At 55.5% G+C, this 11,531-nt stretch carries 13 protein-coding genes; 9 read left to right on the top strand and 4 right to left on the bottom strand.

Going from position 1 to position 11,531, the window contains the following annotated elements; translation table 11 throughout:
* The first annotated feature begins 16 nt into the window (after positions 1–16).
* The 4 genes from DTL42_RS09425 to DTL42_RS09410 all read left to right on the top strand — a co-directional run bounded on the left by DTL42_RS09425 (position 17) and on the right by DTL42_RS09410 (position 4,095).
* Positions 17–346 carry a DUF3302 domain-containing protein gene (locus tag DTL42_RS09425; RefSeq protein WP_114368445.1) on the top strand — a complete coding sequence of 110 codons (330 nt, stop codon included), beginning with the start codon at positions 17–19 and terminating at the stop codon, positions 344–346.
* Positions 347–375: 29 nt separating this feature from the next.
* Positions 376–1,500 (top strand): HlyD family secretion protein, encoded by a 1,125-nt coding sequence (locus tag DTL42_RS09420; protein ID WP_114368444.1) that lies wholly within the window; start codon positions 376–378, stop codon positions 1,498–1,500.
* A 137-nt stretch (positions 1,501–1,637) separates the two neighbouring features.
* Entirely contained in the window at positions 1,638–2,477 is an 840-nt protein-coding gene (locus DTL42_RS09415) for a transporter (RefSeq protein WP_114368443.1), read from the top strand.
* A gap of 220 nt (positions 2,478–2,697) precedes the next feature.
* Positions 2,698–4,095, top strand: coding sequence for a PhoPQ-activated pathogenicity-related family protein (locus DTL42_RS09410; RefSeq protein WP_114368442.1), 1,398 nt, complete (start codon positions 2,698–2,700; stop codon positions 4,093–4,095).
* 7 nt (positions 4,096–4,102) lie between these two features.
* Here the strand turns inward: DTL42_RS09410 and DTL42_RS09405 are convergent, their stop codons facing one another.
* From DTL42_RS09405 to DTL42_RS09395, 4 genes are all read right to left on the bottom strand, one after another.
* Positions 4,103–4,633, bottom strand: a complete 531-nt coding sequence (locus tag DTL42_RS09405) for a zinc ribbon domain-containing protein (protein ID WP_114368441.1) — start codon at positions 4,631–4,633, stop codon at positions 4,103–4,105.
* A 24-nt stretch (positions 4,634–4,657) separates the two neighbouring features.
* Positions 4,658–5,203: a zinc ribbon domain-containing protein gene (locus DTL42_RS09400; protein ID WP_114368440.1), complete on the bottom strand. Its 546-nt coding sequence runs from the start codon at positions 5,201–5,203 to the stop codon at positions 4,658–4,660.
* Positions 5,204–5,255: 52 nt separating this feature from the next.
* Positions 5,256–5,825, bottom strand: coding sequence for a hypothetical protein (locus DTL42_RS26250; RefSeq protein WP_158545295.1), 570 nt, complete (start codon positions 5,823–5,825; stop codon positions 5,256–5,258).
* 89 nt (positions 5,826–5,914) lie between these two features.
* Positions 5,915–6,427 (bottom strand): hypothetical protein, encoded by a 513-nt coding sequence (locus tag DTL42_RS09395; RefSeq protein ID WP_114368439.1) that lies wholly within the window; start codon positions 6,425–6,427, stop codon positions 5,915–5,917.
* A 134-nt stretch (positions 6,428–6,561) separates the two neighbouring features.
* Between DTL42_RS09395 and DTL42_RS09390 the strand changes: the two genes are divergently transcribed.
* The 5 genes from DTL42_RS09390 (at position 6,562) to DTL42_RS09370 (ending at position 11,483) form a co-directional block, all read left to right on the top strand.
* Positions 6,562–6,927, top strand: a complete 366-nt coding sequence (locus DTL42_RS09390; protein ID WP_147274217.1) for a hypothetical protein — start codon at positions 6,562–6,564, stop codon at positions 6,925–6,927.
* Between the two features lie 27 nt (positions 6,928–6,954).
* Positions 6,955–7,341, top strand: coding sequence for a hypothetical protein (locus DTL42_RS09385; RefSeq protein ID WP_114368437.1), 387 nt, complete (start codon positions 6,955–6,957; stop codon positions 7,339–7,341).
* 31 nt (positions 7,342–7,372) lie between these two features.
* Positions 7,373–7,762, top strand: a complete 390-nt coding sequence (locus DTL42_RS09380; RefSeq protein ID WP_114368436.1) for a hypothetical protein — start codon at positions 7,373–7,375, stop codon at positions 7,760–7,762.
* A 222-nt stretch (positions 7,763–7,984) separates the two neighbouring features.
* A complete protein-coding gene (locus tag DTL42_RS09375; RefSeq protein ID WP_114368435.1) occupies positions 7,985–8,662 on the top strand; it encodes a hypothetical protein in 678 nt (225 codons plus the stop codon).
* 412 nt (positions 8,663–9,074) lie between these two features.
* The gene (locus DTL42_RS09370) at positions 9,075–11,483 is read left to right on the top strand and encodes a VIT domain-containing protein (RefSeq protein WP_114368434.1); all 2,409 of its coding nucleotides are present in this window, start codon (positions 9,075–9,077) and stop codon (positions 11,481–11,483) included.
* Positions 11,484–11,531 lie beyond the last annotated feature (48 nt).

Here is an 11,531-nt window from a genome sequence, read left to right as displayed (position 1 = left end):
TGAAAGGGATTTGCAGATGGTCGATTTCGCCACTCTGTTTGCGTGGTTCGTTCTCATCATCTTATTTGCGGTAATCGTAGCGGCGGTTGTCGCGCTCGGCTCGCTGCCGGGGCGTATTGCCCGCCAAAGCAATCACCCTCATGCCGCCGCGATTAATGTCGCCAGTTGGCTGGGCTTGATATTTGGTGGCATCGGCTGGGCGATTGCTTTTGTCTGGGCTTTGGTCCCCTGCGGCCAAGCTTCGCCAACCACATCGACAGGCAGTTCGGAATCGTTGTCTCAGCAAGTTGCCGCTTTGCAAGCGGAAGTCGACTCGCTGAAGAAGCAACTCGCACAATCGACCTAACGAGTCATACCGCTTAGAAAGCTGCTCGGATGATCGCCTTGTTTGTCATTCTTTATGTTGCTGGAATTTGGCTGTTTTATATTCAGCTGAAGGTCAAACCCAATCCAATCAACTTGGCCGTCGCCGCCGTCATCGGCTTTGTGGCCGTCGGCACGATTGTCATTCTGTGGCAATTCTCGGCCCCAACTTCCGGTCAACTGGTCGTCTCGCGATACACCATCCAAATCGTGCCGCAGGTTCAAGGGCCGATCGTCAGCTTGAACGCGAAACCGAACGAGCCCCTCAAAAAAGACAAAGACATCCTTTTCGAGATTCAAAAGGATCTTTACCAAATTGCGGTTCGGCAAAGCGAAGCCGCTTTGGGTGCCGCCAAAAGCACCGTCAGCCAATCGGAAGCAGCCATCAAAGTCGCTGACGCCACCGTCACCGAAGCGGTCGCCAATGCCGCAGCAATCAAGTCGGAACTCGACGCCAAGAACGAGACCAACGAAAAATCCCCCGGCGCGGTTAGCAAAATTCAAATCATCCAACTCACCGACAAGTATGACGCCGCCCAGGCCACCGTCGCAAAGTCGAAAGCCACTCGCGACGAATCGGTGGTCGCGTTGGAAATCGCCAAGCAAAACGTTGGTCAGGCACAAGCCAACCTCGACAAAGCGAAATTCGACCTCAGCCAATGTACTGTCTATGCCCCAGCCGACGGCTTTGTCACCAATTGGCAAGTCCGCGAAGGCTCGATGGCGGTGCCTCTCCCCTTGTCTCCGATGGGCACTTTCATCGACACTTCGCATGTCGATGTCGTGGCAATCTTCAGCCAGAACGTGACCAAGAATATTCAACCAGGCGATCCGGTCGAATTCGCTTTGAAAGCTTACCCAGGCCAAATAATAACGGGCACGGTCGACTCGATCATCGCGGCAACCGGGGAAGGCCAGTTCGTCACCTCAGGCAAACTAGTTTCTGCCGACAGCATCCACTCTAGCGGCAAGTTCGCCGTGAAGATCAAGCTAGACGACCCAAAGCTTAACGAGACCATTCCCATGGGAACGGCCGGAATGTGCAGTGTCTATACGAACACCGGCTCTCCCTTCCATATCATCAGCAAAGTTACCGTTCGGATAAAAGCCTGGATGTACTACCTGATTCCGTTCTAAACTGCTAGCAGAACAACCTCTGACGCTTCGATTACCGCGACTTTGCGTGCGATAGCAGTTCTCCTCACGCGACGTCTTGGTCAGACCGAAATTGAGTTCCATACTTACTTTCGAGCCAACCACCCAAACACGGTTTGATGTCGCGTTCTGTTCTGCTCAGGTCCATTGTGCTGCTTTGCCTGCTAGCCATCCCCAGCGTGGCGTATGCGCAGTTCTTTCCGTTTGGCGGCATCCCTGAGAATGCCTTGGCGGAAGAAGAGGACGAACTGGTCACCGACCGAGACTCGTTCACGCCGGCCACCTCGGTGGTTGGCTATCGGCTGACCATCATCGAGTCGGCCTACTCGTTTATCGACAACCGCCATATCGCCGAAACGCATAGCGTCCCGGAGATGATCACGCGCTATGGGGTGACCGAGAACATCGAACTACATATTGGCTGGAACTGGGAAGTTGGCGGAGCCAGCAATCCCATTACGGGCAACGTCTCGGAAGATGAAGAAGTCGACCTAACCCCAGAAAGCAAGATCTTGTACGGCGGCAAGTTCTATCTGACCGAGCAGCAAGGCCGGGTGCCGGAAAGCTCGTTCATTCTGCAGGGCTTCACCCCGACCAGTGGCGACGTCAACGACAGCAACCTCTCGGCCACCTACGTTGCCGGCTGGACCTTACCGAACGGCTGGATCTGGGATTCGGCCCTGAGGTATAGCACCGGCAGCGAGAAGCAAGACCACTTTAACGCCTGGGCCCCTTCCACGGTCATCAAAATTCCGATCGGCAAACACTGGAATGCCCATGCCGAATACTTCGGCATTTTCTCGGAAGGACGCGAAGAGGAAAGCACTCAGCACTTCTTCAGCCCTGGCCTGCATTACACAATGACCCCTAATTTCGAAATCGGTGTCCGCGTCGGCTGGGGACTCAACGAGCAAGCCCCCAACTTCTTCAGCAACGCGGGTATCGGCTGGCGTTTCTAGAAATTGCCTGCCTGGGCGCTCGTCATTCCTGTCGACAAGGCGAACTCTTAACAGCCAGTTAACGCAGAATTCCTCTCGTGCGACGACGTTCTTGCTTGAAACCGGCTACGCCCTGCGCAAAAATAATCGTATAGAATCTTGAAACCTAACCCCTTGGGCCAAGGTATTCTCAAAAGCCTTGACTTGCTCCTAAGCCCCTTCTTCATTCGGAGAACAGACCTTGACCCTCTCCTCTTCGCTTACCCGTCTGCTGGTTGGCTGCTTTTGCTGCGTGGCCGTTTCTCTGTTGGCTAATTTCGCCCAAGCGGTCGAGCCGACCGAGGCGTTAGCGGCCTACGTCCACCAGGCAGACGACAGCTACGGCTGGAAAGTCCGTTCCCAGACGAAGATTGGTACCTGTTCGGTCAGCGAGTTGATCCTCACCTCGCAAACCTGGCGCGACCTGGTTTGGCAGCATCGGATGTTTGTGATCGTGCCGGAAGGGGTTGCCAAAGAAACCGATGCCGTGCTGGTGATCGGCGGGGGATCGTGGAAAGAAGAATACGCCGACGACGCTGCCGACGGCGAAACCTCGTTGCCCAAAGAAGCCACGCTGTTGTCTGTGTACGCCCAGCAAATCGGCTGCCCGGTGGCAGTGCTGCTGAACGTCCCCCGCCAGCCGATCTTCGACGGAAAGCGCGAAGACGAAATCATTGCCCTTACCTTCGACAAGTACTTGAAGACCGGCGAGAGCGATTGGCCGCTGCTGTTGCCGATGGTCAAAAGCGCCGTCCGTGCGATGGACGCCATGCAAGAGTTCGCCGCCCAGAAGCTCGACATCAAGATCGATGGCTTTACGGTCACCGGGGCCTCAAAACGTGGCTGGACCACCTGGCTGGTCTCGGCGGTTGATCCGCGTGTGAAAGGCCTGGCCCCCATGGTGATCGACACACTGAACATGGAAGCCCAACTCAAGCATCAAATTGCTTCGTACGGTAAGCCCTCGCAGCAGATCGAAGACTACACCGAGCTCGACTTGCATCGCCGTCTGGCCACGGAAGAAGGGACGAACCTGCGAACGATTGTCGATCCGTACAGCTACCGCGATCAAATCACCCAGCCGAAGCTGATCTTCCTCGGCACAAACGATGCCTACTGGACGGTTGATTCGCTGAACCTGTACTGGGACGATCTGAAAGGCCAGAAGTACGTGGTGTACGTCCCTAACGCTGGGCACGGTCTAGCCAACGATTGGCTTCGCATTTTCGGCGGCCTCCGCGCCCTGCGCCGCCACGTCGACGACTTGCAGCCACTGCCGAACCTCGATTGGAAATACACCGAAGCCTCTGGCGATCAGCCGCTGAAGCTTGATGTCAACCCAAACGAGAAAGCGGCCATGGTCAAGTTGTGGACGGCCGATGCCCCCACGCGCGACTTCCGCGAGTCGAAGTGGACCAGTCAAGTTGTCCCTCGCAGCGAAGCTGGCAACGCCCTCAGCGAGATCGCCCGCCCCGAAAGCGGCTACCGCGCTGCCTTTGCCGAGGTGACCTACAGCCACGACAAAGTCCCCTTCTACCTCAGCACCACAATACGCGTGCTAGGGGCGAAAGACACCGAGATGGCTGGCGGCGGGGAGTAACGCTCGCTTAGCCTTCTCCCGTCAATTCCGCCCGGCGGAGAAGATAGTGCTTCTCCGCCTCGTCATAGGCAGCCCGCTTTCGATAAAGCAACGCACTGCCTCCCAAGCCAACCACTCCTAAAAACAACGAAGCAAGAATTCCAAATCCTCGGGCTCTTCCGGTAGGGTCGTCCATCGTGATGAAAATGGCCGCAACGATAACCGCAACAACCAGCGCACCTCCGGCATAAAAAACCGCTTCAATTTTCGATGGCAGATAAGTTCTTCCCTCCTTGGTGCGAACGTAATACTGCTCGCGGTCTTCATACCAATCTTGGTCCAACTGATTCACCAGATGCTGCCGCTGCAGCGCGTCGAGCCTAACTTCGACGTTGGTCGTCCGGCGTTCTAGCTGCTCCAGAATCTCGGTATACGCCGCTGCCCCTTCCCGCACCACAGCTAACTGCGTACCGCAGTGCAGGCAGGTCACATGCCGCACGTCTTCCGGCACGCTAAGCGGGGCGCCGCACTGGCGACAGTTCAAAGGGATTAGTTTCATGACAACCAGCTCTTCAACGCTTTCCTATTTGGTCATGATCGGCCAGTCGCCCTTGGTCAGCTTGGCGCGTCGACGTTGATAACGACGTTTGGCAAATTCATAGTCTCTCGCCTTGGCGTACTGCCGCATACTGACCACGCCACCAATCGCGCCGAACAGCAGTATAAACGGAATCACAACGACAATACCTTCCGACGGAAGACCAGAAAGCAAAGTAACCCCGCAGAGAATAACCAAGCCCACCCCGGCCGTAGCGCCGGTCATCCTGGCATCCTTTTTCGACGGTAACCGAGACGAACCATCCTTCGCGTGGACATAGAAGGCCTCACGCTGCCGAGCCCACTCTTGATCCAGTTCGAACAGCTGCTGCCGCTGATCCAAGTGGCCAACTTTCTCCTCTACCACACTCGTTCGCCGATCAAGCTGCTGCAGAATTTCGGTATACGCCGCTGCCCCTTCACGCACCACGGCTAACTGCGTACCGCAGTGCAGGCAGGTCACATGCCGCACGTCTTCCGGCACACTGAGCGGGGCGCCGCACTGGCGACAGTTCAAAGGGATTAGTTTCATGACAACCACTTCAAGTCAGGTCAAACAACCACAACAAGTCGCCTGATTGGTCCTATCCCCACCCCTTGGATGGAAACGCTTCAGGCTTCTCGATCAAATCAAGCCGTCGCCGACGGTAACATCTTTCGGCCTCCTGGTAGGCTGCAGATCTTTGATGCTGCAAGCGACTAAGCCCAAGGCCGATGACGACGAACAAGCCAATCAATAGGCAGCCTCCAACGAACGACAACAAGTTGTCGCTGAACAACCAAGCAATAAAGACAAACAACAAGCCACCGACGAAGGAAGTAATTACCGTATCGTTCGCAATACTCGAACTAGGCACGCGGGCGGTTCCGTCGTAAACGATCACCATGTATTGCCGACGCTCTTTCTGCCACTGGCGATCTAGCACAGCGAGTTCGCGTTGTTGCTCGCTTTCCTCAAGCAGTTGTTCGATCGCCACTTCCATTGGCTTTGGCTCGCGGCTCTCGGTGTAGGCGGCAGACCCTTCGTGCAATACGGCAAGCTGCGAGCCACAGTGCTGGCACAGCACCTGCCGCACCTCCTCAGACGCGTTCAACAGGGCACTACATTGGCAACAATTCAGCGGGACGATCTTCATCGGATTCGTAAGGGCCAAAAGCGATTCCCCCAAACGGGTTTCATTAAACAGGTATTCGCTTTAGGTGGGCGATTCTTGGAGAGAAACGACGACGTTTTCCGCCGATTTCAGGGTGTGTCAGCGTTAGAATTCGACAAATCTTCCTGCCGCATCGTGCTTGCTTCGCTATCGCGATTCAACAGCGCCATCACATACTTGACCGCTTCCGTGTCGTCGCCGGTTTGCCACCGCTTGAGAATTTCCTCTGCCGCCTCTTGACAGGCTGCGTCGTCCCTGGGGAATTCCTCCCACAACTTCTCCACGCTTTCAATTTGGTGCACCGCGCTGTGGTATTGCCAGTGCGGATGCCCGCCTCCCCACCAGCCATCGGTCACTGCGTAACGCCACTCCGGTTCGCCGAGTGGACTGGTTGCGGTCGAAACCCAGGTTTCCTCCACGCGGCGGCTGACCAACATGCCAATCACCCACACCGACCGTCGCACTTGACCAGAATGGATATCGACCTCGCTCCCCCACGAAACCCACGGCAACGGCACGAGCAACGCCAGGACCAGCAAAATGCCCGCCGAGACGAATACCGGTCCAGGCAAGCGAAAGCGAGATGGCGTGTTGGTAGACATCTCTACAAAATACCGCACCAACCGCCGCAAAGCGAATCGACAGTCAGTTGTTGCTCGGCTCAGCGGCACAGGTTACCTTAGGAACGCCTGCCAGCAATACAGGAACAGAGCGTTCGTCTCGCAAGGAAAAAACCGTGAAATTCTCTTTATCAGGCACCGCGTCCAATGGGATGCCCGTCAGTCGCCTGGTCGACCTTCCCGACGAAGCCGCCGTGCAAGCCTATGCCCAAGAGAACGGAATTACCGTCAAAAGCATTCGCTGCGCCGCCAATCAAAACCAAGGCGTGCCAGACAGTCCGGAATATCGACTTCGCTCGACCGCGAGCACTTGTTTTACCTGGGGCTGGTTCCTCTTGGGCGGAGGCGTACTCTCCCTTTGCATCATCCCGGCACTGGCGTTAATCCTGTTTTCCGTGTCGTTCCTCTTGTTCATCATCGGGGCGATTTACGGAGCCGGAGAGATCGTCGCCGAAGCAGTCAAACAAAAGAAAGCGGAATAATCACCGCAACTCAGCGAATCACCCACTATGAAATACTCCATCACCGGTACCGCCTCCAACGGAACGCCTGTCAGCCAGCTTGTCGACTTCCCCGACGAAGCCGCCGTTCGGGCCTACGCCGATGCGAAAGGGATCACGCTCACCAGCATTCGTCCGCTGGAAGATCAAAGTGCCATTGTCCCGATCGCCAATACGCCACGGCACAATAATCCCCGTTCCGAACGCATGCGGACGATTTCAAGCACTCTCTTCATCTGGGCGTGGATCCTCTTAGTCGGAGGCTTGATTGCGTTTATCATTCCACCTCTTGCCGCGGTGTTGATCTCGCTGGCCTTCTTCCTATTCCCGCTCGGAGCGTTGTACAGCGTGGGTGCGAGCATTGTGGCGGCGATTGAAGAGAAGCAAGTCAGCTAGTCCACCACGTTTCCCCTAAGAAAGGGCCCCATTGAAATACTCACTCACCGGCACCGGTTCCGATGGCAAGCCTGTCAGCCAGGTTGTCGACTTCCCCGACGAAGCCGCCGTGCGGGCCTACGCCGACTGGAAGGGGTTCGCCGTTACCAAGATCACTCTGCTTCCCGATCAAACCACCGAGATCCCTCTCGACAACCAGCCTCGTCCCCCAACAACCGAGTGCGATCGACTCAAAGCCAACGCAACGATCTGCTACTTCTGCGCCTCAGCTTTTCTTATAGCCGGTATCCTCAGCGTGCCTCTTCCAGTGATTTTCCCCGTCTTGCTAATCTCGACGGCTCTGTTCCTGTTTAGCATCGGAGCGAGCTACCGCATCGGGGCGCGAGTTCGGACGGCTATTACAGAGCAGAGCCATCATTGATTCTGCCCACTTAATTGAAATCGATACATTTGAATTCCAGGACTTTCGTTGTTCACCCCAGTTCGCTTAGCCGCGCAGTGATCCATCAACAGGATTCCCCAAGTGGACTACTTAGCCAGCCAATCCTTTCCGATCTGTGGATTCATCTACCCCATTCTGTCGAAACTCTGTAAAAGGTGCCTTCTTCGTAAACAATCTTGAATTGAAAACCTGCTCGCCCTCATGGAAACCTCACTCCACAAAGCTCTGAAGGAACATTACGCCGGGAAGAAGGCCGAGACGGAGGTTCGGTTGGGGCGGTATATTATTGATGCCGTCTCGCGCGGGCAGTTGATCGAGGTGCAGTGGTCTGGCCTGGCGGCGATTCGGGACAAGATTCGGGAGTTGTGCGATTCGCACAAGGTGCGGGTTGTGAAGCCGATAGTCGCCCGCAAGAAGGTCGTTCGCCGCGATAAAAAAGGGGGCGAGATCGTTTCGGCGCGTTATAGCCCGAAGCGGGGTGATGTGTTCAGCGTGTTTGAAGAGCTGGTCCATTTCACCAATGTCTTTCCGCACGCCAATCTAACGCTCGAGATTCCGCTGATCGAGATCGAAGAAATCCGCTACCCAGGGCACGGCAAGCGGCGACGTCGGCGAGAAAACGATTTCGTCGTCGAAGACCAAACGCTCACCGAGATCGTCTCGTCCCATCGCTTTCGCAAAGCCTCGGACTTGGTGAAGCTGCTTCCTCGTGATCTCCCTCGCCAGTTCCACACTGCCCTACTCGCCGAAAAACTGGCTCGCCCCCGCTGGATCGCCCAGAAGATGGTTTATACCCTGCGAAAAACAGGAGCCTTGGGCGTTGTCGGCAAGGAAGGCAATTCTATTCTCTACCAGAAAACAGCTCGCCGCGCCGCGTAAGGCGTTTTGATTTAGGCGCCCTTTTCGTTGCTGGGAATACGTATTTTCGCTAGCGTGGTAGCTGTGTGCGATTCTTTCGTAGATAGCCATGCCGCCCCTTTCGGGGCTTTGAACGTTGGCCAGGGAGTTTTGAGTATGAAACGGTTTCGTTGCGAAACGTGAAAGCGGTCGGTCGTAAGGTGAAGGCATTTCTCAGGTTCCGGTACGCCAAGCGTACCCTACAGGAGTTTTGAGTATGAAACTGGCAAACTGCTTCCCGCTCCTCTGCGTCTGAAAACTGGACACTGAAAACATCAAAACTGGGCCAGCAATCCCGAGGCCAAATTTTTTCCTGCGGCACAAAACCGCTGGCCCAACTCATTCGTCATATCCGTAGACACGCTTTGCCCTATCAGCGGACGGGAGATCCCCCATGACTCGGACAGCTCATCTTGCAACTTCTTTTCTGGCCACACTTTGCACGCTGCTTTTGGCGAGCGGGGCGACCGCTCAGGCCTTAATCGTGATTCACCATCCTGAGCGACCGGTACCACTTCCGCGGCCGATTCCCCGCCCTGCCTCGCAGCATCCGACCGAGTCGTACAAGATCACCAAGCTAGAGGTCAACGCGAAGGTCAAAGATCAGGTCGCGCAAGTTCAAGTGGCTCAACAGTTTCAAAACACCGGCAGCCGCCAGATGGAAGTCTCGTTCCTCTTTCCGCTGCCGTACGATGGGGCAATCGATAGCTTGACTTTGATGGTCGACGGCAAAGAGTTCCCGGCCAAGCTGCTCGAAAAAGAGAAGGCCCGCGAGATCTACAACTCGATCGTCCGCCAAAACAAAGACCCAGCCCTGTTGGAATGGGCCGGCACCGGCATGTTTCAGACCAGCGTTTTCCCGGTGCCTGCCGGGGCCTCGCGCGAGGTAACGATCACTTACAGCCAACTGCTGAAGAAAGATGGCCGGCTAACCGACTTTTTGTTCCCTCTTTCTACCGCCAAATACACCGATCGACCGGTCGAGAAGCTGAAAGTACGTCTGTCTTTGGAAGGCAGCGAAAAGCTGAAAAGTATCTATAGCCCCACGCACAATGTCGATATCGAGCGCAACGGCAACAAGCGGGCCATCGTGAAGTACGAAGCGGACAACGTCATTCCTGATAGTGACTTTCGTTTGTTCTTTGAAAGCAGCAACAACAAACTGGCTGCCAGCGTCCTAAGTTATCGGCCCGATAAAGACGAGGAAGGCTTTTTCCTGTTGCTGGCCACACCTCCGCCGCAAGAGGCCATGCAAGAGCCGCCAAAGAAGACGGTCCTGTTTGTCGTCGATCGCTCCGGCAGCATGGCAGGCGAGAAGTTCGTGCAAGCGCGACAAGCTGCTAAGTACGTATTGAACCATTTGAACGAGCAAGACTTGTTCAACATCATCGCCTACGATAGCGACGTCGAAAGCTTTCAGCCGGAACTGCAAAAAGCAAATAAGAAAAGCGTGGAGGAAGCGATTGGCTTTGTCGACGACCTGTACGCTGGCGGCAGCACCAATATCGACGGGGCCTTATCCACCGCGATGAAGATGGTGCAAGATGACGATCGCCCCTGCTATATCTTGTTTCTCTCGGACGGGCGTCCCACGCATGGCGAAACCAACGAGATGAAAATTGTTGAACACGCCAAAAAACAAAACGCCCATCATGCCCGCATGATCAATGTTGGCGTCGGCTACGATGTGAACAGCCGCTTGATGGATCGCCTTTCTAGCGAGCTTAAAGGGCAAAGCCAATACGTGCGTCCCGACGAAGACTTGGAAGAACACGTGGCCCGGCTTTATCGCAAAATTAACGCCCCACTGATGACCGATGTGAAGATCAAGTTCGATCTGGAACGTGGCGGATCGAAAGCCGTGAATCGCGTGTTGCCGAAAGAAGTGGTCGACCTGTTTGAAGGAGAACAGTTGGTCCTTGTGGGCCGTTACAAGGCCTGGGGAGACGCCAAGATCATCGTCAGCGGCAAGGTAAACGGCGAAACCGAGAGGTTCGATTTTCCTGCGGAGTTTGTCCACAAGAGCGACGACCAATCGAACGCATTCGTTGAGAAACTGTGGGCTATTCGCCGCATTGGCGAAATCATCGACGAAATGGACCTGCACGGCAAGAACGACGAACTCATCGAAGAGCTGGTTCGCCTGTCGACTGATCACGGGATTTTGACGCCCTACACATCGTTCCTGGCCGACGAAAATCAATCTTTGGACTCGTTGGCGGCCAATCGATTTGGCGGACAAATGAGCGCCGAGCAATCGCGGGAACTAGCCAGGAAATTGGGCGAAACCTCAGGGCGTTCGGCGTTCTCGCAGCGTGACGCCAAATCCCGTTATCAAAATGCTCAAAACCTCCCCCAAGCGCAGCCCGCCCCTGGTCGTATCGCCACTTCTTCTAGTCGCAGAAACCGGGGACGCAGTGGTGGCATGGGTGGTTTTGGGGGTGGCGGCTTTGGAGGAGGCGGTTTCGGAGGAGGTGGCTTTGGTGGTGGAGGCAACGGAGCCGAAGCGGCCAATGGGGTAACGGTCGCCGATACCGAGACCGACGAAGTCCACGTTGTTGACACAGTGCGAATTGTGGGCAACCGCACGTTGTACTATCGCGATAAGACCTGGATCGATGAAGAAGCGGTCGCGGAAGCCAAGAAGCCGCAGCCAAACTACGTCGATGTGAAACGTTTTAGTGACGCCTATTTCGACCTGGTCGCCCACAACAACAAGGCTGAAAACGCGGTTCTCTCGCAGCAAAATGACCAAGAAACATTGGTAATCAAGCTTCGAGGGAAGGTCTACCGCATCCGCTAAACGGGTGGGCTGAAACGGTTAAATTTGCCAATTAAGCGGCCTAAAGTC

It is taken from the genome of Bremerella cremea, assembly GCF_003335505.1.
Taxonomy (GTDB): domain Bacteria; phylum Planctomycetota; class Planctomycetia; order Pirellulales; family Pirellulaceae; genus Bremerella; species Bremerella cremea_A.
The sequence above is the reverse complement of the archived record's forward strand: the minus strand, read 5'-3'. Positions and strand labels throughout refer to the sequence as shown.